Source organism: Paeniglutamicibacter sp. GQ140 (assembly GCF_059759235.1).
The window spans coordinates 96470-119779 of sequence record NZ_JCAXDW010000003.1; the positions used below are offsets into that span (position 1 = coordinate 96470).

The following is a 23310-nucleotide window of genomic DNA, read 5'->3' on the forward strand; positions in this document are numbered from 1 at the left end:
CACCATGAACCCTCCATACCTGCTCTTCGATGTCGGAGGCACCGACATCAAGGCTGCGCTCTGCGACGACGTGGGAAACCTGCTGGGCATCCGCCGGGTCCCCACCCGGCGCGGCACCGCGCATCCCGCGGAAACGCTGATCGAGCAGCTCCACGGGCTGGGGAGCGACGTGATGGCGGAGGCGCCCTCTCTCCGCCCCGCGGCAGTCGGGCTGCTGGTGTGCGGGCTCGTCGACGAGCAGCGCGGGCGCGGGCTGTTCTCCGCAAACCTCGGGTGGCGCGATGCCCCCCTTCGCGACATGGCTGCCCGGGCCTTCGGCCTTCCGGTCGGCTTCGGCCACGACGTGGCGATGGCCGGCGCCGCGGAACTCGAATTCGGGGCAGGTGCCGCGCTGGGAAGCAAGGTCCGCAACGCGGTTATGCTGGTCATCGGGACCGGCGTTGCCGCAGCGCTTTTCGTCGACGGGCGCCCGGTCTCGGCCGGCGGATATGCTGGCGAACTCGGCCACGCGGCGGTGCCGGGCGGGCTCGATTGCCCCTGCGGCGCCCACGGCTGCCTGGAAACCCTCGGATCGGCCGGTGCCATCGCCAGGCGCTACGCGCAGGCGACCGGCACCCAGGTGCGCGGCGCCCGCGAGGTGCTCGAGGCCATGGCCGCCGGGGACCCTACGGCGGCAAGGATCTGGGACGAGGCCGTGCAGGCCATCGCCTTTTCCATCGCCCAGCTCAGCGCCTCCATCGCCCCCGAGGCTGTCATCATCGGCGGCGGGCTGGCCCAGGCCGGGGAGGCGCTGCTGGAACCGCTGCGCCACTCGGTCCGCAGCAGGCTCTCCTACCATCGGGAACCGCTCATCGTCCCGGCCCAGCTCGGCGAGGATGCGGGCCTGCGCGGCGCCTTCCTGAAAGCCGCCGAGGCGCTTGGCGCGAAGCCATGATCCTGACGATCACACCGAACCCCGCCGTCGATGAGACCTACGGCCTCGAGGTCATGGACGTGGGCGGGACCAACCGCGTCGATGCCCCGATGCGCCGGGCCGGCGGCAAGGGACTGAACGTGGCCCGGGTGGCCCACTCCCAGGGCTGCGAGGTCATTGCGCTGGCTCCGGTGGGCGGGGCCAACGGGCGGGTGTTCACCCGGGAACTGGAATCCGCCGGGGTCGGGCACGCACTGATCCCCGTCGCGGCCGAGACCCGGCGAAGTTTCGCCGTGGTCGAGCACGCAACGGGTCGCACCACGGTATTCAACGAACGCGGAGGGGCGCTGGGCACGCACGAATGGGACGCCGTCCGCGCGCGGATCCTCGCGCAGCTGGACCGCGGGGCAACGGTCCTGGTGGCCTCCGGGTCATTGCCCCAGGGGGCGGACGAGGATTTCTATCCGTGGTGCGTGCGGGAAGCGGCACGCCGCGGCATCCCCAGCATCATCGACACCTCCGGCCCCGCATTGCTGGCCGCTGCCCGCGCCGGGGCCACGGTGCTCAAGCCCAACCACCACGAGCTGGCCGAGACCACCGGCACCGATTCGCTGGCGGCGGGTGCCGCGATGCTCTTGGCTGCCGGGGCCGGGCATGTCTATGCGAGCGCCGGAGAGGCGGGCCTCTTCCACTTTGCCGCCGCAACCCCCGGGAAATGGGCATCCGCCCGCCTGCCCGAGCCCCTGTCGGGCAATCCCACCGGCGCCGGGGACTCGGTGGTCGCCGCCGTCGCGGTGGGCCTGCACCGGCGCGAGGACCACGACTCGGTGATCCTTCCCCGGGCGGCGGCCTGGGCCGCCTCCGCGGTGCTGATGCCGACGGCGGGGGAGCTGCATCCCTCGCACCCGGACCTGGCCCGGGCACTCATCCTTGATTCCTCCACGGAGCGCTAGCCGCACCTGCGGCACGCCCCTCCATTCCACTTGAAAGGACGCATCCACGGTGCCCCTGGTCAATACCGCAGAAATCATGAACGCCGCCCGTAGCGCCAACATCGGCCAGGGTGCCTTCAACGTCATCCACCTGGAAAGCGCCGAGGCGCTGATCCGGGGCGCCGAGCTGGCGCAAACCCCGGTGATCCTGCAGATCTCCGAAAATTGCGTCGCCTACCACGGGGGCCTGGAGCCGGTGTCCCTGGCAACCCTCGCCGCCGCCCGAAACGCGGCGGTTCCCGTGGCCGTGCACCTGGACCACGCGGAATCGGAAGATCTCGCCCGCGCGGCGGTGGACCTGGGCTTCGGCTCGATCATGTTTGACGGGGCACACCTGGAGTACGACGACAACGTCGCCGCCACCAGGCGCGTGGCCGAGTACGCTCACGCCGCCGGGGTCTACGTCGAGGCGGAGCTGGGCAAGGTCGGCGGCAAGGACGGCGCCCACGCACCGGGTGTGCGCACGGATCCCGTGGAGGCGGCGTCTTTCGTGGGTGCCACCGGCGTGGACGCCCTGGCCGTGGCGGTGGGTTCCTCCCACGCCATGCTCGATCGATCCGCGGCGCTGGATATCGAGCTGATCGGACGGATCCGCGCCGCACTGGATGTTCCGCTGGTGCTTCACGGATCCTCGGGGGTCAGCGACGAGAACATCGTGGCTGCCATCGAGGCGGGCATGACCAAGATCAATGTCTCCACGCACCTGAACGGCTTCTTCACCCGTGCCATTCGCCAGTACCTCGAGGAAAACCCCGAGGTGGTCGATTCGCGCAAGTACCTGGCACGCGGCCGGGAGGCCATGGCCGCCGAAACCGCGCGCCTGCTGCGCCTTTTCGCCGGGCGGCGCCCCTAGGAATCCGTCCCGGTGATGCAACGGGTGCCGCCGCTCCCGGCGGCCCGGGCCCCGGGCCGCATCGTGCAACACTTAATGCATGGATCTGTTGGTGTCGCCCGAGCTCACGATTCCCGCGGCGGAATTGGGCTGGCGGTTCTCGCGCTCCTCCGGGCCCGGGGGCCAGCACGTCAACACGTCGGACAGCCGGGTAGAACTCTTCTGGAACATCGCCGAATCGCTGGCGCTCACCGAGGACCAGCGCACGATGTTGCTCACCCGCCTCGGGCGTCGCCTCGTTTCAGGGGTGATCACGGTGACCGCCTCGGAGCAGCGTTCCCAACTTCGGAATCGCGAAACCGCCCTGCGCAAGCTCGCCGAGCTGGTGGCCGCCGGCCTCGCCCCGGAGCCCGCGAGCCGGCGCGCAACAAAACCGACCAGGGGTTCGAAGAAACGGCGCCTCGCCGCAAAGAGCCGGCGTTCGGAAACGAAAAGGCAGCGGCAGCGCCCCTCCGCCGAGTAGTTCGCGCTTTCGAGTACCCCGTCCCGCAGTCTTCCCGCCACGGCACCCCATACCCTGTTTCGCGCTCGGGCATGCGCCCAAAAATCCCCGGGTGACAAGGCTTTACCCGCACCTTCCCGGCCAACGTGGAAATTTCCCGGGATTGGACTCCCGACCACTTGACGGCGTGTCCGTGGTCACAGCATAATCGAGGGAAGGTGTGCTTTATTGATCGTTCTAATTGCAAATAAAGCACATAACATCACTCTTGTCGTTGTGAAGTGACAAACGATCACATCGACCACCTGGAACGAGGACCGATGAAAAAGCGCACTCTCCGAGGAACATTCATTGCCGGCGCTGCGGCCGCCGCGCTGCTGCTGACCTCTTGCGGATTCGGCGGGGGCACCACCGACGGCGGCGAGTCCGGCGCCCCCGGCAGCGTCACCACCCTGGACATGCTGGTTCCCAGCTATTCCACCGGAACCAAGGCCCTGTGGGAGGGCGTGATCAAGGACTTCGAGGCTGCCAACTCGGACGTGAAGATCAACCTTGAGATCCAGTCCTGGGAAAACCTGGAAAGCGTGCTGAAGACGAAGGTCCAGGGCAACAAGGCACCCGACATCTACAACGGCGGCGCCTTCGCCGAATTCGCCGCCGAGGGACTGCTGGCCCCGGCCACCGACATCGCCTCCGAGGCGACCGTGGCCGACTTCCAGCCCTCGTTTGCCGACAACGAAAAGCTCGAAGGAACTCAGTACGGCCTGCCGCTGATTGCCTCGGCCCGCGCCCTGTTCTACAACAAGACGCTGATGGAGGAGGCCGGGATCTCCGCGGTCCCCAAGACCTGGGACGAACTCCACGACGCAGCCATGGCCGTGAGCGAGAAGACCAAGGCCGACGGCTACGGCATGCCGCTGGGCAGCGAAGAAGCGCAGGGCGAATCGATGATCTGGTTCGCCGGCAACGGCGGCAACTTCGGCGACACCGCCAGCATTGCCGTGGACACCCCGGCCAACGTCGAGGCCACCGAGTACATGCAGAAGATGATCAAGGACGGGGCCACGCAAAAGAACCCGGGGGCCACCCAGCGCACCCCGATGCTCAACACCTTCGTCCAGGGCAAGCTGGGTTTCGCCTATGGGCTGCCGCAGACCGTTGGCCAGATCGAGAAGGAGAACCCCGACCTTGAGTACGGCATCGCGCCGGTGGCCACCAAGTCCGGTGCCCCGGCAACCCTCGGCGTCGCCGACCGCCTGATGTCGTTCAAGAACGACGGGTCCAAGACCGCGGCCGTCAAGAAGTTCATGGACTACTTCTTCGCCGCCGACGTCTACACCGATTGGGTGTCCACCGAGGGCTTCCTGCCGACCACCAAGTCCGGCTCCGAGAAGCTGGCGGGCGACGAGACGCTCAAGCCGTTCCTGGACATGTTGCCCAATGCGGTGTTCTACCCGACCACCAACCCGGCATGGAACGCCACCGATGGCGCGTTCAAGTCGTTGATGGGGCAGATCGACACGGGCAAGAGCGCTGCGGAGGTCCTGAAGGAAATCCAGGCCAAGGCCGACGCGGCCAGCTAGCTGCACCGCTCCCGGCCGAGACGGACGGGGCTCACCTCCACCATGGGAGCCCCGTCCGCGGTTGAGGCCAACCAATTTCCGTCCCCGTAACGCAGGAGACCCCCGCCATGAGCGTCGCAACCGCCCCGAAGCGCAGATCCGCGCGCACCTCCGCCAGGGAAGGCGGGTCGTTCCTCTCGGCGCTGCCCTGGATCGGGCCGGCCCTCCTGCTGATCCTGGCCATCGTGGTGTTCCCGGCCGGATACATGATCTACAACTCCACCCGGAAGATCTCGCAGGTCGGCACCGACCTCGAGGGCGTGGGATTCGCGAACTTCTCCAAGGTCTTCGCCGACCCGGCGCTGCCGCGCATCCTGCTGAACACCGTGGTCTGGGTGGTGGTCGTGGTGGCAATCACCGTGGTGATTTCGCTGGCGCTGGCGCAGTTCCTGAACAAGCCCTTCCCCGGGCGGACCCTGGTGCGCATGGCAGTCATTGTCCCGTGGGCGGCGTCGGTGGTCATGACCACCACCGTGTTCTACTACGCGGCGGATCCCAACTACGGGATCTTCAACAAGTTCCTCACCGACATCGGCGTCCTGGACGAGGGCTACGGGTTCACCAAGAACGCCGTCCCGGCCATGGCGGTGGCCATCGTGGTTGCGATCTTCGTGTCGATTCCGTTCACCACCTACACGCTCCTGGCCGGCCTGCAGGCGATCCCCAACGAGACGTTGGAGGCCGCCCGCATGGACGGGGCGAATCGCTGGGGGATCTACATTTTCGTGATCCTGCCGCAGCTGCGCGGGGCGCTGGCGGTTGCCGTGCTGATCAACATCATCAACGTTTTCAACAACCTGCCGATCCTGAAGATCATCACCGGTTCCATTCCCGGCTACAGCGCGGACACGCTGATGACCTACATCTTCAAGGTGCTGCAATTCGACCGCCGGCTGGACATCTCCTCGGCGCTCTCGGTGGTGAACTTCGCGATCGTGCTGGTGATTGTCGCGATCTACGTCAAGACGGTCAAGCCCATGAGGGAGGTCTAGGAATCCCATGTCGATCCTGATCACCGAGGACCGTGCGTCCCGCCGAACCGTCATCTGGCGCATGGTCGTGGGCCTGCTGGTTGCCGTCGCGTTCCTGATTCCCTACGGGATCATGTTCTTTGGGTCGCTCAAGACCCAGGCCGAAATCCTTGCCATCCCGCCAAGCTACATGCCGCGGGAAGGGGCGCAGTGGTCGAACTACCTGACCATGTGGGACACCCCCGAAACACCGGTGGCCTTCAACCTCATCTCAACCATCGTCATCTCCCTCTCGGCCACCTTGCTGGTGCTGCTGGTGGCCACCCCGGCCGCCTACTACACCGCGCGCTTCAAGTTCCCGGGCAAGATGGTCTTCATGTTCCTGGTGATCGTCACCCAGATGCTGCAGCCGGCGGTGCTGACCGCGGGCCTGTTCAAGCAGATGCTCGCCATGAACCTCTACGACACCTGGCTGGCCATGATCCTGATCAACGCCGCCTTCAACCTGGCCTTCGCCGTGTGGATCATGCATTCGTTCTTTGCCTCCGTTCCCAAGGAGGTCGACGAGGCCGCCCAGATCGACGGGGCCGGAAAGCTCCGGGTGCTCTTCCGCATCAACCTGCCGCTGGTCTGGCCGGGCATCGTCACCGCGGTGATCTTCACCTTCGTCTCCTGCTGGAACGAATTCGCCGCCTCCCTGGTCATCCTCTCCACCGCGGAGAACCAGCCGCTGTCGGTGGCGCTGACTAGGTTCGTGGGACAGTATTCCACCGCCTGGCAATATGTCTTCGGCGTCTCGATCGTGGCCATCATCCCGGTGATTGTCCTGTTCATGCTCATTGAGAAGCGGCTGATCGGCGGCCTTGCCGCCGGAGCTGTAAAGTAGGATCCCGTGCCCGCGGCGCTGTTCGCCAAAACCCTGGTGACCTCGCCTTCCGCGGAACATCGGAACCGAATGCGGTGACGGGCGGCCCGGCGAACGGGCCGGGCCCCAGCAGCACGCGGCCCCCGCAGCAGAGAACTGTCGGTTGATCCCCCCCAACCGGCCACACGACGACAGACGGGTGAAAAGGTGAAACGCGAAGAACGCCTCAACGCCATCCTCGAGATGCTTTCCCGCTTCGGGAAGATCGAGGTCGAGGACATCGTGCGCAGGCTCGAGGTCTCGCCCGCCACCGCACGCCGGGACCTGGACTCGTTGGCTGCCTCCTCGCTGCTCTCGCGCACCCACGGGGGAGCGGTGTCCAACACCGTGGCCTACGACCTGCCGGTTCGCTACCAAAAGGAAGACGCGGCGGTGCAGAAGCACGCCATCGCGGTGCTCGCGGCCTCCATGGTCACCCAGGACATGGTGGTGGGCCTGTCGGGCGGCACGACGTCCAGCGCCATTGCCACGCAACTGGGGATGCGCCGCGAGCTGGTCAACGATTCCGGGCGGACCACGTTCACCGTGGTCACCAACGCCGTCAACATCGCCTCGATGCTGGCGGTGCGCACGCACGTGAAGGTGATGGTCACCGGGGGAGTGCTGAACCCGCGGTCCTACGAGCTGGTCGGTCCCTTTGCGGAGCAATCCCTGGAGAAGGTCACCCTGGACGTTGCCTTCGTGGGCATCAACGGGCTGGAGGCGCGCATCGGTCCAACGGTCTCGGACGAGTTCGAGGCCTCCATCAACGACCTGATGATCCGCCGGGCGCGCCGCAGCTACCTGGTGTGCGACTCCTCGAAGATCGGGCACAGCGCCTTTGCAACGCTGGCCAGGTCGACCTTCAGCGCGCTGATCACCGATGACGGGATCACCGCCGAGCAGCAGCGCGAATTGGTGGAGTCGGGCATTCCCGTCATTGTTGCCGACCCACGGCCGGGCGCGCCGCGCTAGCCGCGGGTGGCGGCGGCAGCGGCCACGAGGCGCGGGCCGATCTTCCCGATCAGTGCACCAAGGTCCCGGCCCGGATCCAATGAAGCGTCGTAGACGCTCTCCAGTGCCATGGCACCCAGCCAAATTCGGGCGCGCCAGGCCACCTCGGGGCTCGGGGCAATGGCCTCGGCGAAGTCGGTGCCGTGCCAGAGACAGAGATATGCGGTGTTCAGCGCAGGGTCCCATGCCGCGGCCAGGTCCCAGTCCAGGATGCCGAGCAGATCGCCATCGCGCCAGCGCATGTTGTGCCCCGCGAGGTCCCCGTGGACCAGCGAAGGCGCCACTGCCCCGAAGGCGGGGATGGTGTCCAGGACCTGCCGCGCGGCACCGGCCAACTCCAGCGGCAAGGCGCACAGGGTGGCGTCGATCTTCCGCGCGGTCCACGGTCCCCGGAACGAATACGGCTCGGCCAGCAGTTCGGCAAGCGGCCGCAGGTCCACGGCCGCCAGTTCCTCGAGCACGGAGCGCAGGCGTGGTGCGTCACCGGTGTGCGGCGGGTGCGCAGCACCCGGGATGTAGCGCTGGATGACCGCGGAGAAATCATCGCCGTGCCAGACCGGGCCCAGCGCGGTGGGCAGCTGGAAACTGAATAGACCCGACAGCGCCTGGATCAGGTCCACGCGCCGCTGTAGCCGGGCGGACGCCTCGGCGGTGCGACCCATGCGCATCACCGCCTGGCCCTCGGCCACCAGCACCAGGTGGAACTGGCCGCCATCGTCCACGTGCGCGGACTTCCAGTCCGGTCCGGGAAAGAGGGCATTCGCCAACTCGTATTCGCGGGGCAGCGCATCTCGTCTCACCCCTCCATCCTTGCAGGCCAACGGGTGTGCGGATACACAGGATCAACACGTAGGATCGACGTCATGATCTCAGAAGCGCAGGGGAACACCGCATCCAGCGCAGCGTTGGAAAGCACGGTGGCGGAAGCCGGGACGCGCCGCGGATTGAAGATCGAGCTGCTCATCGTCCTTGGCTTGTCCCTGGGCCAATCGGGCATTTACGCGATCGTGAACCTCATCGACAAGATGACCAGGGCGCCCCTGGGATCGCAGACCACTTCGCTGAACAATTCGCTGAACCAGCGCCAGTACTTCGACCTGACCTACCAGCTGCTCGACATCTTCTTCGCCCTGGTGCCGGTGATGCTGGTGCTCTACCTGCTCTGGAGGATTCCCGGGGGCAGCCCCTTTGCCCGGCTCGGCCTAGACTTGGCGCGGCCGGTTCGGGACCTGGGCTGGGGAACCGGCCTATTTCTGGCCATGGGCGTCGGAACGCTTGGTGTCTACGCGGCGGGCCGTGCCCTCGGGTTGACCACGATCATCGTGCCGGCGGCGCTGGACGACTATTGGTGGACGGTCCCCGTGCTGGTCTTCTCCGCGATCCGCCACGGCATCCTGGAAGAGGTGATCGTGGTCGGCTACCTCTTCGAGAGACTCGGGCGCCTGGGCTGGGGCAAGTGGCAAATCATCCTCGCCAGCGCCGTGCTGCGGGGCAGCTACCACCTGTATCAGGGGATCGGTCCCTTCATCGGGAACGTCGCGATGGGCGTGGTCTTCGGCTACGTGTACTCGAAAAAGGGCAGGGTCATGCCGCTGGTGATCGCCCATGCATTGTTGGATATCGCCGGGTTCGTAGGTTACGCGCTGGTCGGCACGGCCATCGGTCTTGGTTCATAAAACACGGTTTGATCACTTTGTTCGTGAACACTTGTGCTTTTGGGGTACGTTGCTAGGCTCAAGGAAACCAGACCACCGGGAATGCGCACCGAATTCCGGCGCCGGGGCCTGGACCCGTCAACCAAGGAGCAGGATATGCCCCGGGCCCTGAGCTCACAGAAAATGTTCCGTGTTGGTCTGGTGTTGGGCATTCTTGGAGCCGTTTTCTACATCATCGTTTCACCGCTCCTGAACTGGCTGATCAACCTCGGCGGCCTCAATCACCCGCTCACGGGCCTGGTGGGTGGGCTGGCCGCCGTGATCCAGCAAGGCACCTTCTTCGGCGGGCTGTTCCTGCTGGCCGGATCCTTCGTGGTTCGCTCAGCGGAAGAGGCCGTCGCCTCGGTCAGAAGCACGAAGCAGCCGGAGTCAGGACTGCCGCGGGATTAGCCACCGGAACCATGGCTCGGAAATGTCGGCCGGTGGCAGGTGGCCAGATGCGGAAAACCCCAGGAAAGTCGAGAAGCAGCGATGCCCCAACTCTTGAGTTCGAAAACCATGCTCCGACTCGGCCTCATCCTCGCGTTGGTTGGTGCGGGCATGGCCGTGATCGGAAATCCGATCTGGAAGTGGTACTACGACACCATGTTGCCGGTTGAGGAACTGGTCTTCGGGATGGAAGTCCGACTTCAGCAGGCCTTGCTGGTGGGCGGCCTGTTCATGGCCATCGGATCCATCATGGTGAAGCACTTCGAAATCCTGAAGGACGAGCTGCAAGCTGCTGCCGGCGGAACCGACCGGAAATGAGGCAAGGTGGGGCTAGCCGGATCATCCGGCCAACCCCACCTTGATCGTGGTTCCCCGCGCTGCGTGGTTACAGCGTGATTTGTCCCTTGGGCGTTTCGAAGGTCACCGAAAGGATCCCCGGTGTCCCGTTGGGAGCCTGCCAATCGACGACAACCTCGCCAACGGGCAACTGCTCGGGCTGTCCGAGCCAGTCGGCAACGCGTTCGCTGGAGCCGGCAATGCTGATCGAGGAGATCTTGCCAACTGGTTCCAGTGCCTTTGACGGGTGTAGCTCCTCGGTTCCGTCGTCCCAGCGCAACAGGTAAGGAACCTGCGGATCGGCGATCAGGCCGTTGATGCCGATCTGGCGCCAGGTCAGTTCCTGCCCATCCGGGAATTTGCGGTTTCCCGGAACCGAGCCCCGGCCCAGGCGTTCTTCCGCCGGAGCCAAGTCGTCAACCGCGACGCACCAGCCCATCCAGCCGCCACCGAGTTCGGAGCGGGCGCGAACGGCCTGGCCAAACGGCGCCTTGTCCGACGACGGGTGGTTCAAGACTTCGACAACTTCCAGGTACTGGCCATTCTTCAGCGGGAAGATGACATTGCGCGTACCAAAACGTGGGTGTACACCGCCCTTTACAGATTCGAGTCCAAGGGCCTCGCCGATCCGAGCGGCAGTTGCCGCGAGGCCGTCGGGTCCACAAGCGTAAGTTACATGGTCCAACCTCATCATGTGCCTATCATGGCACTTTGTGATCTGGCTCTCGACTTAGGATTGCCTAACTTGCTTTGTGGTTGCTTGGTTCAAACGGCTGCGGGGTAGTGCGGTTGCCCTTCGGATCGTCACAATTTGAGACGTGGTTGCGAACATATGAAGCGCTGGGCCAGACTTAATGCCAAGGTCATGAGTTTCAGCAGAAGGCCCCGGCTTGCTGAACGGCAACCCTCCGCCGCGGTGGGGTGCCCCGGGTGAAGACCAGGCCCTGCGTCAAAACGACGTGGGACAAGCGCGGGATTGCCCCCAGCCAAGACACGGCCACAACCGGAGTCGGTTTCGGGCATACCCCTACGAATCCTTGAAGGGGAAGAGATGTCTAACAACTGGTCCTTTGAAACCCGTCAGATCCATGTGGGTCAGGAACCCGACGCCGCAACCGGCGCGCGCGCCCTGCCGATCTACCAAACCAGCTCGTTTGTGTTCCCGAGTGCCGAGAGCGCGGCCGCCCGCTTTGCCCTCGCCGAGCTGGAACCCATCTACACGCGTATCGGCAACCCGACGCAGGACGCCGTGGAGCAGCGCATTGCCAGCCTCGAGGGTGGCGTGGGGGCCCTGCTGCTGGCTTCGGGCCAGGCAGCGACGACCTTCGCCATCCTGAACCTCGCCGAGGCCGGCGACCACATCGTGGCCAGCCCCAGCCTGTATGGCGGGACGCAGAACCTGCTCAAGCACACGCTGCGCAAGCTCGGCATCGAGGTCACGTTCGTGGCGGATCCCGACGACCTGGACGGCTGGCGCGCGGCGGTCAAGCCCAACACCAAGGCATTCTTCGGCGAGGTGGTCTCCAATCCGCGCCAGGACGTGCTCGACATCGAGGCCGTCTCCGCCATCGCACACGAGTCCGGGGTGCCGCTGATTGTCGACAACACCCTGGCCACCCCGTACCTCATCCGTCCCATCGAGTGGGGCGCCGACATCGTGATCCACTCGGCCACCAAGTACCTTGGCGGGCACGGCACCGCGATCGCCGGGGTCATCGTGGATTCGGGCAATTTCGACTTCGCCGCCGACCCGGAAAGGTTCCCGGGCTTCAACACCCCGGACGATTCCTACAACGGGCTGGTCTATGCCCGGGACCTCGGCGTCAACGGGGCACTGGGAGCCAACCTCGCCTACGTGCTCAAGGCTCGCGTGCAGTTGCTGCGCGACCTCGGCTCGGCCGTTGCCCCCTTCAACGCGTTCCTGATTGCCCAGGGGCTCGAAACCCTCTCGCTGCGCATGGAGCGCCACGTCGCCAACGCGGTGGAGGTCGCCCAGTGGCTTGAGGCCCGGCCGCAGGTCGAGCGGGTGCTTTATGCAGGGCTCGAGTCCAGCCAGTGGTTCGAGCGGGGCCGCAAGTACGGGCCGCGCGGCATCGGGGCCATCGTGTCCTTCGAGCTTGCGGGCGGAAGCGCGGCCGGCCAGGGCTTCGTCGACGCGCTGGAGCTGCACTCTCACGTGGCCAACCTCGGGGACGTGCGCTCCCTGGTCATCCACCCCGCCTCCACCACCCATGCGCAGCTTAGCGAGGCGGAGCAGGTCGCCGCGGGCGTCTCCCCGGGCCTGGTCCGGTTGAGCGTCGGCATCGAAAACGTCGTGGACATCATCGCCGACCTGCAGGCGGGCTTCGAGGCCGTGGCCGCCGCGGCCGAGGTCGAGCTGCAGGGCACCTTGTGAGTGTGGAGACAAACGTGGTCCTATATGACGCAGAAACCGCCGCGGGGCTGGACTTTGCCCCGGACGGCATCCTGCGGCACCTGCACACCGGTGCCTACACCTTTGAAACCGGCGCGACGCTGCCGGACATCGTGCTGGGCTACGAAACCTGGGGAACGCTGAACGCCGACGCCTCAAACGCGATCTACATTGCCCATGCCCTGACCGGGGACAGCCATGTGGCGCGCGGGGCCTCGACCGAGCCCGGCTGGTGGGACGGCTTCGTCGGCCCCGGCAAGACCGTGGACACCGATCGCTACTTCGTGGTTGCCGCGAACATGGTCGGCGGCTGCTCCGGAAGCACCGGGCCGGCCAGCCTGGACCCGGACGGGGTTCCCTGGGGATCGCGGTTCCCCTTCACCACCATCAAGGACTCGGTGCGTCTCGAGGCGCGTCTGGCCGACGAGCTGGGCATCGCCGCGTGGCACACCGTGCTGGGCGGATCCATGGGTGGGGCACGGGCACTGGAGTGGGCCATCGAGTTCCCGGAGCGGGTGAGGAATTGCGTGGTCGTGGCCGCCTCGGCCGAATCGTCGGCCGAGCAGATTGCCTTCGCCCAGGCGCAAACGGCCGCGATCAGGCTGGACCCTGATTTCGCCGGGGGCGACTACTACGCGAACGAACTCGTGCCCTCCGCGGGGCTGGGGATCGCCCGGCGCATTGCCCATATCACCTACCGCACGGCGGCCGAACTGGACGTCCGTTTCGGGCGGGCGCCGCAAGGCGACGAATTGCCGGTCTCCAGCCCCGGGCTGGACCGCGGCCGGTACCAGGTGGAAAGCTACCTGGACCACCAGGCCAGCAAGCTGGTGGGCCGCTTCGACGCCAACAGTTATTTGGTGCTGACCGAGGCGCTCATGAGCCACGATATCGGCAGGGGCCATGGATCCATCGAAGCGGCCGTGGCGCGACTGGAAAATGTGAATGTCCTGGTGGCCGCCGTGGACTCGGATCGCTTGTACTGGCCCGAGCAGTCGGAGCGCCTTGCCGGGTTGCTGCCGATTCCCGGCAAGGTCCACTACATCACGTCGCCGATTGGCCACGACGGCTTCCTGACCGACATCGAGCAACTCAGCGATGCCCTGGATGAACACATTTTCGCGCGGGAATCCGGACTGCAGGCCGACGCCGGGTAGCTGAACGGACATGGCTCCGGTTTGGGGATCCTTTCCCCGCCGGGGCCATTCGTGTGCCGGACCTAGTCGGTCAGGATCTTCAGGCGCGCCTGGGTGTACTCATCGCGGGTGATGACGCCCCGGGCCAGAAGTCCTTCGAGTTCGGCCAACTTTTGTTCGCGGGTTTGCCGGGGAGCAAACATTTGGGAATTGGCGGCACGCGTCGCCAGATCGGTTTCCAGCGTAAAGATGTCCATCCCGGCGTTCTTGCTGGCCTTGTAGTTTCGTATCCAGACGAAGATCACGAAGGCCACGATCCCGATAAACAGAATCGCGAAGATACCCATGAATACGGGCATTGCCTCGAAAACGCCGCCCATTCCGCCGGGCAGGAAATCCGGGTCGGGTTCGACATAGCCGAAATCCACGGAGTCCTGGGGTCCCAGGACCTCGGGGGGAAGGTCGTCAATCGTGATGGTGCTTGAATCGTTGATGGCTTGCCGTCCTCAAGGTGTCGAATGCCGGGGCGAACTGGGTCGTGATCTCGCTTTCGACACTAGTCAAACACGCGTCGGCAAAAACCGAGACGAATTCCACCAAACGTTTTCCATTCGTGATGTCCGGGGGACTGCCACCGACATTCGCCGGGACCTGGGGTCCGCCCGATCAGATCGCGGGACCGTTGCCCAGGGACGCGTTGGGCGGCTGCTCGGTGAAAGGGATGGCGAGGGGTCGCTTCGGCGAGATGCCGTCACCGGAGGACTGATGGCGCAGGCGGCGCAGCACCCACGGGGCCAGGTGCGTGCGTGCCCAGATCAAGTCGTCGCGGCGGGCCTCGCGCCAGTTCTTGATCTCGGACTCGCTTGGTTCAAGTTGTTGCAGCTGGTGCGGGACGTTCAGGGCATCCAGGGCCATTGCCGCGATGGTGTGGTGGCCCAGGGGTGAGAAATGCAGGCGGTCATCGGCCCACATGCGCGGTTGGTGCAGCTCTCGCAGCGACCACATGTCCGCCACCACCGCATCGTAACGGGCAGCGATTGTGCGCACGTTTTCGTTGTAGATGGCAACCTTGCCCCGGATTCCGCCCAGTACCGGGGTATCGCGGATGTCGGGACCGGTGAAGAGCAGGATCGTGGCATTTGAGGTGGCCAGTACCCGCATGAGCGCGTCGAGCTTGTCGGCGATGGCATCAGGGTCCCCGCCCGGGCGAATCACGTCGTTGCCGCCGGCGCACAGGCTGATGAGGTCCGGCTTCAACTCCAGGGCCGGCCCCGCCTGCTCGTCAAATATCTGGGTGATGAGTCGTCCCCGAATGGCAAGGTTGGCATAGGCGAAATCATCGACACCCTGGCTGAGCTGTTCGGCAACCCGGTCGGCCCAGCCGCGGTAGTTCCCGGGGCTGCGGGGGTCGTCATCGCCGACGCCCTCCGTGAAGGAATCCCCGATGGCGACATAGCGACGCCACGGATGACTTCCGATGCTCGGAGGGCTTGAAGCTAAGGAAGGTGTTTCAATGACGTTGTTCACGAAGATATTCTTATCAAAGAATACGTAAGTTACCTAAGCGTAGGTTACTTGGCGGATCGCCGAATGCGGCAAACTTCTGCTTGACTGGTCTGGTGAGTGAAACAAGTTGGAACCCCACTGTCATTTGGTCGCGCCCGGAATCCGAACGGGCCGGCACCCCGCTGCTGGTGCTGTTGCACGGCTACCTCTCCAACGAAGAGGACCTCATGGGGCTCGCCCCCATGCTGCCGGAGGAATTCACGATTGTCTCGGTTCGGGCCCCGCAATCATTGGGGCCGGGGTACACCTGGTTCCCGCTGATGCAGGACCTGGATTATTCCTTCGATGCAGTCAAGAACTCCATCGCCGACCTGTGGTCCTGGCTTGAGCCGGTTAGCAAGCAGCATTCATCGGTGAGCCTGCTCGGATTCTCCATGGGCATGGCCGTGGCCACGTCCCTGCTGCGGCACCAGCCCGATGCGATCTCCACGGTCATCGGCCTGTCCGGTTTTGCGGTGCCGGAAGAGGGAGCGGGCTTCTTCCAGGACGAGAAGCTCAAGGAAATGCGGAAGCCGGTGTTCTGGGGAAGGGACCAGGCCGATCCGGTCATCACCCAGGACAAGATCGAGTACACGCATGCCTGGGCCACCAGCGACGTCCACGTCACCAAGGTGCTTTATACCAACATGTTCCACTCGGTGAACGCGCAGGAAATGTCCCATGTGCACGAGTTCCTGAGCCATGTCGTGCTGAAGGGTGCAAAAATCTAGGTTTTTGTACCGATCCATTGACACAAGAAGCGGCCACCTGTTTGTATTGCCTTATTGATACAAGCGGGTGGCTGGTTGGCTCCCGTTCCAACAACGGGAGCCCCCATGGTCAACGGATTCGCCCTACTGCTGCTCCACGGCTTTTCGGTCGGCATCGTCCTGCTTGTCAGGCGAAACATCTTCACCCAGCAACGCTCCAACTTGCTGTCGCTTGCCGCCGCCGGCACCATCATCGAGCGGGCCAACGCCGGCAGGGTGCTGCGCAGCCTGCGGGCACGCACCGTCGTGGCACTGGCGGTGATGGCCTTGGGCGGCGTCGCGGCGCTGGTCCTTCACGCTGAATACCCTGGCGCGGCCGGGCTGCCCCTGGCCGCCGCCCCCGCAGCTATGTGGGTCCTGGCCTCCCTGGTCTTCGTGGCCTGGCGCATCCCGCACGAGTTCTCCGACATCTCCCCGGAATCATCGCTGCACACCAGCGCCGAGCTGACGCCGCGCTCGACCGGAATGTTCGGCCCGGCCTGGGGGATCGTGATGCCGGCGGTGTTGCTCGGGGCATCGGCCGCGGGGCTCGTCGTTGCAGGGATCCTGTCGGGACCGGACGAGCGGGGACGCTTCCGCAACCTCCCATACGTATCGGCCGGCGGTGCGGAACTTGACCAAAACATGGTCGTGACCCAAGTCCAGCTGGGGGCCGGATCGATTGGGCCGTTCCCGGGGTGGTACTACGGACTCCCGGTGCTGGCGCTACTGATGTTGGGATCCGGGCTGGGTCTGTGGGCACTGAGCTCCAATGCCCGTCGACCGCGGATGCGCGGGATGCGGCTTCGTGCCTTCGACGATGCGGTGCGAACCAATGTCGGCTACGTGGTCAGCACGGGCTTTAGCGCGATGCTCTGCTTCCAGGTTGCGCCCTTGCTGCTGTTCGCGGCCTCGGCCCTGCACGGTTCCGGAATGAACGCGCCCTACGTCGTGGGCCAGGTCTTCGATGGGGGCGGCGTGCCCGGCATGACTGCGGATCCATTGCTGACAGCGCTGGCGCTGGCCATGGCCGTGGTCGCGTTGTTGCTGCTGATTGTCGGCGCCGTTCTGCTGGTGCGATTGCTGGGGTGGGTGGGGGCAACTGTGCGCCCGCTGCGGTTCCCTGCGACGGCCCGGGCCATTGCATGATCACCCTGGACGCATCGCATCCCAGCGGACCTGCCGAACAAATCCGTGCGCAAATAACGGCTCTGATCCAATCGGGGGAGCTGGAGGCCGACGACCGGTTGCCGTCGGTGCGCCAGTTGGCCGGCGACTTGCGGGTTGCCGCTGGAACCGTTGCCAAGGCCTACAAGGAACTGGAGGCCGCAGGACTGGTGCGCACGGGACGCGCAAACGGTACTCGCGTGAATCCCGGCCAGCTGCTCGACGCCCCGGCCTTGAGGGAAGTTCGACGTCTTGTGGCAGCCGCGCGCAATGCGGGCATGAGTTTGGATGATGTGCAGGGGATCGTGGCGGTTACCTGGAACGCATGATTCCGGGCGCCCGCCCCGGGGGCGGACAGTTGCTAGGCGGTCTCCACGCGGATGGTCTCGCCGTGGACCGTCACAGTGTCGCCATTGCGGATCTGGGCCCCGCGGCGCGTCTCGATTTCGCCGTTGACCTGCACCAGGCCATCCTCGATCAGCTGCTTGGCGTGGAATCCGTCGTCGGCCAACGATGCCAGTTTCAGCAGTTGACCCAGTCGAATCGACTCGTCGCGGATTTGGATGGGGAATGTTTCGGAATTTGCCATGTATCCATCATGGCGCATCGGCCGACCGCATATGCACGAGCGGAGGGCGTGAGGCAGGTTTTGTGCTGTTGGCGACATAATGCCCATGCCTTGGGGGCTTCGCAGTAGGTTGCACTAGTAGGAAACCCGTCCCCAAGGAGATCAGTGGCACGCCCCGAATCGCAAGCACATGCCGTCCCCTTGGCGCTGGCCGCGTCGGCCGGGATGCTGATGCCCCTGCAGGCCTTGATCACCTCCGAGGGCGCGGGGTTCCTCGGCGGGTACCTTTCGGCGGCGTTTCTCAGCGCGCTCACGTCCCTGGCCTGCCTCCTGGTGGCGAGCGTGGCGATTCCCGGGGCCCGTGCAGGGTGGAGGCAATTCGGTTCCGTGTGGCGCGACCGCACGATCCCGAGGTGGTTCCTGTTGGCCGGACTGGTCGGCTCGTATTACATGGTTGCCCAGGCCATGAGCGTGGGCAGCATCGGTTTGGCACTCTTCGCCGTCGCGGTTGTCGGTGCCAGGACCCTGTCGAGCATCGTCATCGACATGATTGGGTTCAGCCCGGCCGGGAAGCAGCCGGTCACCCGCATCCGACTCCTCGGCGCGGGGCTATTGGTCATTGGCGCGGTGATTGCCGCCTGGGGTACGGGAGCGCAGGCGGCCGAAGCGCCCCGGGCCCTTATTGCCCTGGCCGTCGCTGCCGGGGCAGGACTTTTGGTCAGCTTCCAGCAATCCATGAATGGCCGTGCCGGGAAGGCCTATGGCTCCACCACCACGGCAACGGCCATCAACTACGTGGCCGCCGCTGCCGGGTTGCTGCTGGCCATGGCACTGGCGGCCGTGCTGCGGATTGAATCATTCGGGTTCTCCCACGCGCCTCTGTGGTGGATGTACTTTGCCGGGCCGCTGGGCATCCTCTTCGTTGTCACGGGTGTCACCCTGGTTCCCCGGCTGGGGGCACTGCTTTTGGGCATGGGGCTGGTGACGGGGCAATTGGTCGGCTCCCTCGTCATGGACCTGGTCATTTCGCCCGAATTGGTGGGTGCAAACGAAATCGTCGGAACGCTGGTCACGCTGGTGGCGGTCCTGGTGGCCTCGTGGCAACCCAACGGGCAACCACGCTGGAAGACACGGAAGGCATCATGATTTCATCGCCGGCTCCCGCCCTGCGCAAGAAACGCTCCCTGGCGCCCCTCTATGTGGCGACCGCCGTGGTGGCCGGGTTGGCGATGCCAATCCAGAGCCGGATCAACGGCGCCCTGGGGCTCCGGCTGGGGGATCCGGTGGCCGCCTCGCTGGTCAGCTTCACCTCCGGACTGATCGTGCTGGCCATCGCCTCGCTGCTGTTGCCCGGTGCGCGCGCCGGGGCCATGGCGATCCCGCGCGCCCTGCGCGAGAGGCGTTTCCCCCTCTGGTACCTGGCAGCCGGCTGCGTCGGCGCTTTCGTGGTGATCTCCCAGACGCTGACGGTGCCACTGCTGGGCGTCGCCCTGTTCACCGTCTCCATCGTCACGGGCCAGACACTGGGTTCCCTGTTGGTTGACGGCATCGGCTTCGGGCCCGGCGGGCGGCGGCGCATCAGCACGCTCCGCGCGCTCGGTGCCGGATTGACCATTGCCGGCGTCATCTGGGCCGTGAGCCCCAGGATGGGGTCGGCCGCGTCCATCGCCGTCCTGCTGCTGCCGATGGCCATCCCGCTGGTGGTGGGCTTCCTCATGGGATTCCAATCCGCGGCCAACGGCGTCCAGGCGCAGGCCTACGGGACGCCGGTGGCGGCAACGCTGGTGAACTTCTTCGTCGGCGGGCTCATGCTCGCGCTCCTGCTGCTGGTGCGCCTGCCGCTGGTCGGGCTCCCGGAGTCCCTGCCCGCCCAGTGGTGGTACTACCTGGGCGGCCCGCTGGGATGCGTGTTCATCGGGCTTTCGGCGTTCCTGGTCAAGCACCTGGGCGTGCTGCTGACCGGATTGGGCATGATCTGCGGCCAACTCGTTGGGTCGCTGCTCATCGACGTGGTCGTCCCCGCCCCCGGAGCCGTCGTCAACGGTGCGACGATCGCCGGGACGCTGTTGACGCTTGCGGCCGTCGCGCTGGCCTCGATCCCCTTTGGCAGGATGCGCCGGACGCGGAAATAGCCGCAGCCGCCGTCCCCGGACGGTGGGGGACCGGACAAGGATGCCCGGAGATTTGGGGCATCGGCCCCATGTACCTGCGGGCCCGACTGGCCTAGGATCGCGCCAACAGGGAAAAGAGAACGGGCATGGAAGCGCGGCCGAATCCCTGTCGATGGGAACCGGGAGGCGCCACGCCATGAGTATTCTCCACACCGCCGGCGAGGGCGAGGCGCAGGGCGCCGTCGCCGCCGCGTATGCCGCCGACCGGGCGGCCCTGGGGTACGTCCCCAGCCACACCAAGGTGCTGGCCATCAATCCCGAGGCCTTCGAGGCATGGAAGGCCCTGCAGGGGTCGATCGCCGGCTCGCTGGGCATGCGCAGATACGAACTGGTGACCCTGGCCGCGGCGCTCGGGATCGGGTCCCGGCACTGCCGGCTGGCCCACGGAAACAAGTCCCTGAAGTACTTCGATGAGCAGGAACTGCTGCGCATCGCCAGGGACTACCACACCGCCGGCCTGGAGGAGGCCGAGGTCGCCATGATGGACTTCGCCGTGAGGCTGAGTACCGATTCGGCCGCCATGGGGGAGACCGACAGCCGGCGACTGCGCGATCTCGGCTTCTCCGACCGGGAAATCGTCGACATCGCACTGGCGGCGGCGGCCCGGAACTACCTCAGCCGGATCCTGCAGGCCCTGGACGTGGACGTCGACGTGCCGCCGAAGCTCGGCGAGGAGATGCGCGGCGCCCTTCTGGACCCGCTCGATGCCCTTCCGGCGGTCGCCGACTGATCCGTGCCCGCCGGAGGGACCTTGACGCCGGGGATCCGCTGCCGGGGATTCGCTGGGTGCCCCCGCGCCCAAGGGGTCCCGGACCTCACCCGGGGCGGGAGCCAGGGGGTGGTCCGCCTCACGGCCACGGGCCACCGGGACGCTCGAACTTCACAACCCAAACACGTTAGGCTGGGCGAGTATGTTTTCGCCCAACGGACCGCAACCAGCGGCCTCGTGAACCATTGGAGTTGTTATGGCGCCTCAGTCCAAGCTCGATCAAGTCATCTCCCTCGCCAAGCGGCGCGGCTTCGTCTTTCAGGCCGGTGAAATCTACGGCGGATCCCGCTCCGCATGGGACTACGGACCCCTGGGCACCGAATTGAAGGAAAACATCAAGCGCGAATGGTGGCAGACCTTCGTGCGCGGGCGCGAGGACATGGTGGGACTCGACTCCTCCATCATCCTGCCCAAGGCCGTCTGGGAGGCCTCGGGCCACGTCGCCACGTTCACCGACCCGCTGGTCGAGTGCACCTCCTGCCACAAGCGCCACCGCCAGGACCACCTCCTCGAGGCCTTCGAGGCCAAGAAGAAGCGCAAGCCGGTCGACGGCATGAGCGAAATCGCCTGCCCCGACTGCGGCACCAAGGGCCAGTTCACCGAGCCGCAGATGTTCTCCGGGCTGATGAAGACGTTCCTGGGCCCGGTCGACACCGCCGCCGGCATGGCCTACATGCGCCCGGAAACCGCCCAGGGCATCTTCGTGAACTTCAACAACGTGCTCACCGCTTCGCGCAAGAAGCCCCCGTTCGGCATCGGCCAGATCGGCAAGGCGTTCCGCAACGAAATCACGCCGGGCAACTTCATCTTCCGCACCCGCGAGTTCGAGCAGATGGAAATCGAGTTCTTCACCGCGCCCGAGGACGCCCCGGCGTTCTTCGACAAGTGGGTCGAGGACTGCTGGGCCTGGTTCCTGGACCTGGGCATCAACGAGGAGAACCTGCGCCGCTTCGACGTCCCGGAGGACGAGCGCGCCCACTACTCGGCCGGCACCATCGACTTCGAGTACCGCTTCGGCTTCCAGGGCTCGGAGTGGGGCGAGCTCATGGGCGTCGCCAACCGCACCGACTACGACCTGACGTCTCACTCCAAGGGCTCGGGCACCGAGTTGAGCTACTTCAACCAGGCCACCGGCGAACGCTACACCCCGTACGTGATCGAGCCGTCCTTCGGCCTGACCCGTTCGATGATGGCCTTCCTGGTCGACGCCTACGTCGAGGACGAGGCCCCGAACGCCAAGGGCGGGGTGGACAAGCGCACCGTGCTCAAGCTCGACCCGCGCCTGGCCCCGGTCAAGGCCGCGGTGCTTCCGCTCTCGCGCAACGAGGACCTGTCCCCGAAGGCCAAGGCGCTGGCCGCCGAGCTGCGCAAGACCTGGAACATCGACTTCGACGACGCGGGTGCCATTGGCCGCCGCTACCGCCGCCAGGACGAGATCGGCACCCCGTTCTGCATCACGGTGGACTTCGACACCCTCGAGGACCAGGCAGTGACCATCCGCGACCGCGACACCATGACCCAGGAACGCGTGGCACTGGACAAGGTGCGCACCTACCTGTCCGAGCGCCTCAACGGAGCCTAGGAACATGTCGACACTCGAATTCCGGCCCTGGCGGGACGGGGACGACCTGGCGCTGCTGGAGATCTTCGGCGACCCCGCGTCCCCGCACGCCCACCAGGACCGCACGATGTTCCGGAAAGATTCCAACGCGCCGTTCAGCCGCGCGCTGGTGGCCACCGACCAGGGCATCGCCGTGGCGGCGGGCGTGGTGTTCGCCTCGACGCTGCACCCCACGCGGCTGTGGCTCTACGTCGAGGTGGCGCGCGAACACCGGCGCACCGGGGTCGGCACCGAACTGGTGGCACGCTTGCGCGCCCTGGTCCCTGCAGGGCAACCCGCCGAGCTCAAGGCCCGCTACACTGTGACGCCCGGAACCGATGCGGCCACGGCCGCCGGGTTCTGCGCGTCGCTGGGCATGGCGGAAATCCAGGTCGCCCGCGACGTCGTGGTGGAGCCCGGCGGCCTGCAGCTGCCGGTTTTCCATGACGACGGGCTGACCCTGGACGACATCGCCACCGGCAGCGTGGAGCTGACCCGCCTGGTCATGGACTTCTACAACTCGACCCACGAGTGGGATCCGGCCAACATGACCCTCGGCAGTGCGCAGAAGATGTTGCTCGACGACGCCACCGGCGCCCAGGGCGTGATCGTGCTGCGCGACAGGCCCAAGGCGCAGGGCGGGAAGATCCTGACCTTTGCCATCAGCTACACCCCGGCGCGCGCCGATGCGCCGGCGGACGTGCTGCTGGGCTGGAACCCGGAACTCAGCCAGGACGAGTCCGCGGAGCCCATCCGCGGGATGCTGGCCATGCTGGCGCACCAGCACCCGGTGAAGCTGGAGGTCGACGGCTCCATGCCCGTGCTCTCCTCGCTCATCGACATCCTGGTCGCCGCCGGCCAGGCCACCGTCATCGCGACCACGCACATCGTGGCCACCGCGTAGCCGCACCGCAACAACGCCGATGGCGCCGGATGCCCCCGTTTTACGGGGGCATCCGGCG

26 protein-coding genes and 1 riboswitch are annotated in these 23310 nt (G+C 66.0%); of the genes, 21 read left to right on the top strand and 5 right to left on the bottom strand.

Annotated elements, in window-relative coordinates:
• Positions 1–4 precede the first annotated feature (4 nt).
• The 8 genes from AC6CHY_RS05295 (at position 5) to AC6CHY_RS05330 (ending at position 7711) form a co-directional block, all read left to right on the top strand.
• Positions 5–934, top strand: coding sequence for an ROK family protein (locus tag AC6CHY_RS05295; protein WP_498225859.1), 930 nt, complete (start codon positions 5–7; stop codon positions 932–934).
• On the top strand, positions 931–1866 hold the full coding sequence (locus tag AC6CHY_RS05300) for a 1-phosphofructokinase family hexose kinase (protein ID WP_498225861.1): 936 nt from the start codon (positions 931–933) through the stop codon (positions 1864–1866). The genes AC6CHY_RS05295 and AC6CHY_RS05300 overlap by 4 nt, the downstream gene beginning before the upstream one ends.
• Before the next feature lie 49 nt (positions 1867–1915).
• Complete coding sequence (locus tag AC6CHY_RS05305) at positions 1916–2758, top strand: class II fructose-bisphosphate aldolase (RefSeq protein WP_217389695.1); 843 nt, start codon at positions 1916–1918, stop codon at positions 2756–2758.
• Between the two features lie 79 nt (positions 2759–2837).
• Complete coding sequence (arfB, locus tag AC6CHY_RS05310; protein WP_217389694.1) at positions 2838–3260, top strand: alternative ribosome rescue aminoacyl-tRNA hydrolase ArfB; 423 nt, start codon at positions 2838–2840, stop codon at positions 3258–3260.
• Between the two features lie 299 nt (positions 3261–3559).
• Positions 3560–4822, top strand: a complete 1263-nt coding sequence (locus AC6CHY_RS05315) for an extracellular solute-binding protein (RefSeq protein WP_217389693.1) — start codon at positions 3560–3562, stop codon at positions 4820–4822.
• 107 nt (positions 4823–4929) lie between these two features.
• Positions 4930–5853 (top strand): carbohydrate ABC transporter permease, encoded by a 924-nt coding sequence (locus tag AC6CHY_RS05320; RefSeq protein WP_498225864.1) that lies wholly within the window; start codon positions 4930–4932, stop codon positions 5851–5853.
• A gap of 7 nt (positions 5854–5860) precedes the next feature.
• Complete coding sequence (locus tag AC6CHY_RS05325) at positions 5861–6718, top strand: carbohydrate ABC transporter permease (RefSeq protein ID WP_217389691.1); 858 nt, start codon at positions 5861–5863, stop codon at positions 6716–6718.
• Between the two features lie 186 nt (positions 6719–6904).
• Complete coding sequence (locus AC6CHY_RS05330; RefSeq protein WP_498225866.1) at positions 6905–7711, top strand: DeoR/GlpR family DNA-binding transcription regulator; 807 nt, start codon at positions 6905–6907, stop codon at positions 7709–7711.
• On the opposite strand, the gene AC6CHY_RS05335 is transcribed toward AC6CHY_RS05330, so the two are convergent.
• Positions 7708–8550, bottom strand: a complete 843-nt coding sequence (locus tag AC6CHY_RS05335) for a phosphotransferase family protein (RefSeq protein WP_498225868.1) — start codon at positions 8548–8550, stop codon at positions 7708–7710. The genes AC6CHY_RS05330 and AC6CHY_RS05335 overlap by 4 nt on opposite strands.
• A 63-nt stretch (positions 8551–8613) precedes the next feature.
• Here AC6CHY_RS05335 and AC6CHY_RS05340 point away from each other — a divergent pair, with 63 nt between their 5' ends.
• The 3 genes from AC6CHY_RS05340 (at position 8614) to AC6CHY_RS05350 (ending at position 10212) form a co-directional block, all read left to right on the top strand.
• Positions 8614–9426: a CPBP family intramembrane glutamic endopeptidase gene (locus AC6CHY_RS05340; protein WP_498225870.1), complete on the top strand. Its 813-nt coding sequence runs from the start codon at positions 8614–8616 to the stop codon at positions 9424–9426.
• 81 nt (positions 9427–9507) lie between these two features.
• The gene (locus AC6CHY_RS05345; RefSeq protein ID WP_498225872.1) at positions 9508–9855 is read left to right on the top strand and encodes a hypothetical protein; all 348 of its coding nucleotides are present in this window, start codon (positions 9508–9510) and stop codon (positions 9853–9855) included.
• A 108-nt stretch (positions 9856–9963) separates the two neighbouring features.
• Positions 9964–10212 (top strand): hypothetical protein, encoded by a 249-nt coding sequence (locus tag AC6CHY_RS05350; RefSeq protein ID WP_498225874.1) that lies wholly within the window; start codon positions 9964–9966, stop codon positions 10210–10212.
• Positions 10213–10279: 67 nt separating this feature from the next.
• Here AC6CHY_RS05350 and AC6CHY_RS05355 read toward each other — a convergent pair whose 3' ends face one another.
• A complete protein-coding gene (locus AC6CHY_RS05355; protein ID WP_498225876.1) occupies positions 10280–10924 on the bottom strand; it encodes a VOC family protein in 645 nt (214 codons plus the stop codon).
• A 167-nt stretch (positions 10925–11091) separates the two neighbouring features.
• Positions 11092–11207, top strand: a riboswitch (SAM riboswitch).
• Positions 11208–11281: 74 nt separating this feature from the next.
• Here AC6CHY_RS05355 and AC6CHY_RS05360 point away from each other — a divergent pair.
• Positions 11282–12625 (top strand): bifunctional o-acetylhomoserine/o-acetylserine sulfhydrylase, encoded by a 1344-nt coding sequence (locus AC6CHY_RS05360; protein ID WP_217389684.1) that lies wholly within the window; start codon positions 11282–11284, stop codon positions 12623–12625.
• A 14-nt stretch (positions 12626–12639) separates the two neighbouring features.
• Positions 12640–13800, top strand: coding sequence for a homoserine O-acetyltransferase MetX (gene metX, locus AC6CHY_RS05365; protein ID WP_498225878.1), 1161 nt, complete (start codon positions 12640–12642; stop codon positions 13798–13800).
• Positions 13801–13862: 62 nt separating this feature from the next.
• Here metX and AC6CHY_RS05370 read toward each other — a convergent pair whose 3' ends face one another.
• Complete coding sequence (locus AC6CHY_RS05370; RefSeq protein ID WP_498225880.1) at positions 13863–14207, bottom strand: SHOCT domain-containing protein; 345 nt, start codon at positions 14205–14207, stop codon at positions 13863–13865.
• 238 nt (positions 14208–14445) lie between these two features.
• The gene (locus AC6CHY_RS05375; protein WP_498225881.1) at positions 14446–15306 is read right to left on the bottom strand and encodes an SGNH/GDSL hydrolase family protein; all 861 of its coding nucleotides are present in this window, start codon (positions 15304–15306) and stop codon (positions 14446–14448) included.
• A 92-nt stretch (positions 15307–15398) separates the two neighbouring features.
• On the opposite strand from AC6CHY_RS05375, the gene AC6CHY_RS05380 reads away from it, so the two are divergent.
• The 3 genes from AC6CHY_RS05380 to AC6CHY_RS05390 all read left to right on the top strand — a co-directional run bounded on the left by AC6CHY_RS05380 (position 15399) and on the right by AC6CHY_RS05390 (position 17569).
• Positions 15399–16055, top strand: a complete 657-nt coding sequence (locus tag AC6CHY_RS05380) for an alpha/beta hydrolase (protein WP_217389681.1) — start codon at positions 15399–15401, stop codon at positions 16053–16055.
• Positions 16056–16160: 105 nt separating this feature from the next.
• Complete coding sequence (locus AC6CHY_RS05385; RefSeq protein ID WP_498225883.1) at positions 16161–17222, top strand: hypothetical protein; 1062 nt, start codon at positions 16161–16163, stop codon at positions 17220–17222.
• A complete protein-coding gene (locus AC6CHY_RS05390) occupies positions 17219–17569 on the top strand; it encodes a GntR family transcriptional regulator (RefSeq protein ID WP_498225885.1) in 351 nt (116 codons plus the stop codon). Before AC6CHY_RS05385 ends, AC6CHY_RS05390 begins: the two co-directional genes overlap by 4 nt.
• Positions 17570–17601: 32 nt before the next feature.
• Here the strand turns inward: AC6CHY_RS05390 and AC6CHY_RS05395 are convergent, their stop codons facing one another.
• Entirely contained in the window at positions 17602–17829 is a 228-nt protein-coding gene (locus AC6CHY_RS05395) for an RNA-binding S4 domain-containing protein (protein ID WP_217389678.1), read from the bottom strand.
• 144 nt (positions 17830–17973) lie between these two features.
• Here AC6CHY_RS05395 and AC6CHY_RS05400 point away from each other — a divergent pair, with 144 nt between their 5' ends.
• The 5 genes from AC6CHY_RS05400 (at position 17974) to AC6CHY_RS05420 (ending at position 23252) form a co-directional block, all read left to right on the top strand.
• Positions 17974–18954, top strand: a complete 981-nt coding sequence (locus tag AC6CHY_RS05400) for a DMT family transporter (RefSeq protein ID WP_498225887.1) — start codon at positions 17974–17976, stop codon at positions 18952–18954.
• Positions 18951–19940 carry a DMT family transporter gene (locus AC6CHY_RS05405; protein WP_217389676.1) on the top strand — a complete coding sequence of 330 codons (990 nt, stop codon included), beginning with the start codon at positions 18951–18953 and terminating at the stop codon, positions 19938–19940. Before AC6CHY_RS05400 ends, AC6CHY_RS05405 begins: the two co-directional genes overlap by 4 nt.
• A 175-nt stretch (positions 19941–20115) precedes the next feature.
• The gene (locus tag AC6CHY_RS05410; protein WP_498225889.1) at positions 20116–20709 is read left to right on the top strand and encodes a carboxymuconolactone decarboxylase family protein; all 594 of its coding nucleotides are present in this window, start codon (positions 20116–20118) and stop codon (positions 20707–20709) included.
• A 235-nt stretch (positions 20710–20944) separates the two neighbouring features.
• Positions 20945–22330 (top strand): glycine--tRNA ligase, encoded by a 1386-nt coding sequence (locus AC6CHY_RS05415; protein WP_217389674.1) that lies wholly within the window; start codon positions 20945–20947, stop codon positions 22328–22330.
• A gap of 4 nt (positions 22331–22334) precedes the next feature.
• A complete protein-coding gene (locus tag AC6CHY_RS05420; protein ID WP_498225891.1) occupies positions 22335–23252 on the top strand; it encodes a GNAT family N-acetyltransferase in 918 nt (305 codons plus the stop codon).
• The last annotated feature ends 58 nt before the right edge of the window (positions 23253–23310 follow it).

What these genes read in the sequence shown, in the direction of transcription:
- AC6CHY_RS05415 (WP_217389674.1), top strand. Translation starts at nt 20,945, where the DNA reads ATGGCGCCTCAGTCCAAGCTCGATCAAGTCATCTCCCTCGCCAAGCGG.
- AC6CHY_RS05350 (WP_498225874.1), top strand. Translation starts at nt 9,964, where the DNA reads ATGCTCCGACTCGGCCTCATCCTCGCGTTGGTTGGTGCGGGCATGGCC.
- arfB (WP_217389694.1), top strand. Translation starts at nt 2,838, where the DNA reads ATGGATCTGTTGGTGTCGCCCGAGCTCACGATTCCCGCGGCGGAATTG.
- AC6CHY_RS05405 (WP_217389676.1), top strand. Translation starts at nt 18,951, where the DNA reads ATGATTTCATCGCCGGCTCCCGCCCTGCGCAAGAAACGCTCCCTGGCG.
- AC6CHY_RS05315 (WP_217389693.1), top strand. Translation starts at nt 3,560, where the DNA reads ATGAAAAAGCGCACTCTCCGAGGAACATTCATTGCCGGCGCTGCGGCC.
- AC6CHY_RS05390 (WP_498225885.1), top strand. Translation starts at nt 17,219, where the DNA reads ATGATCACCCTGGACGCATCGCATCCCAGCGGACCTGCCGAACAAATC.
- AC6CHY_RS05345 (WP_498225872.1), top strand. Translation starts at nt 9,508, where the DNA reads ATGCGCACCGAATTCCGGCGCCGGGGCCTGGACCCGTCAACCAAGGAG.
- AC6CHY_RS05385 (WP_498225883.1), top strand. Translation starts at nt 16,161, where the DNA reads ATGGTCAACGGATTCGCCCTACTGCTGCTCCACGGCTTTTCGGTCGGC.
- AC6CHY_RS05295 (WP_498225859.1), top strand. Translation starts at nt 5, where the DNA reads ATGAACCCTCCATACCTGCTCTTCGATGTCGGAGGCACCGACATCAAG.
- AC6CHY_RS05325 (WP_217389691.1), top strand. Translation starts at nt 5,861, where the DNA reads ATGTCGATCCTGATCACCGAGGACCGTGCGTCCCGCCGAACCGTCATC.
- AC6CHY_RS05355 (WP_498225876.1), bottom strand. Translation starts at nt 10,924, where the DNA reads ATGATGAGGTTGGACCATGTAACTTACGCTTGTGGACCCGACGGCCTC.
- AC6CHY_RS05360 (WP_217389684.1), top strand. Translation starts at nt 11,282, where the DNA reads ATGTCTAACAACTGGTCCTTTGAAACCCGTCAGATCCATGTGGGTCAG.
- AC6CHY_RS05340 (WP_498225870.1), top strand. Translation starts at nt 8,614, where the DNA reads ATGATCTCAGAAGCGCAGGGGAACACCGCATCCAGCGCAGCGTTGGAA.
- AC6CHY_RS05395 (WP_217389678.1), bottom strand. Translation starts at nt 17,829, where the DNA reads ATGGCAAATTCCGAAACATTCCCCATCCAAATCCGCGACGAGTCGATT.
- AC6CHY_RS05420 (WP_498225891.1), top strand. Translation starts at nt 22,335, where the DNA reads ATGTCGACACTCGAATTCCGGCCCTGGCGGGACGGGGACGACCTGGCG.
- AC6CHY_RS05300 (WP_498225861.1), top strand. Translation starts at nt 931, where the DNA reads ATGATCCTGACGATCACACCGAACCCCGCCGTCGATGAGACCTACGGC.
- AC6CHY_RS05410 (WP_498225889.1), top strand. Translation starts at nt 20,116, where the DNA reads ATGAGTATTCTCCACACCGCCGGCGAGGGCGAGGCGCAGGGCGCCGTC.
- AC6CHY_RS05320 (WP_498225864.1), top strand. Translation starts at nt 4,930, where the DNA reads ATGAGCGTCGCAACCGCCCCGAAGCGCAGATCCGCGCGCACCTCCGCC.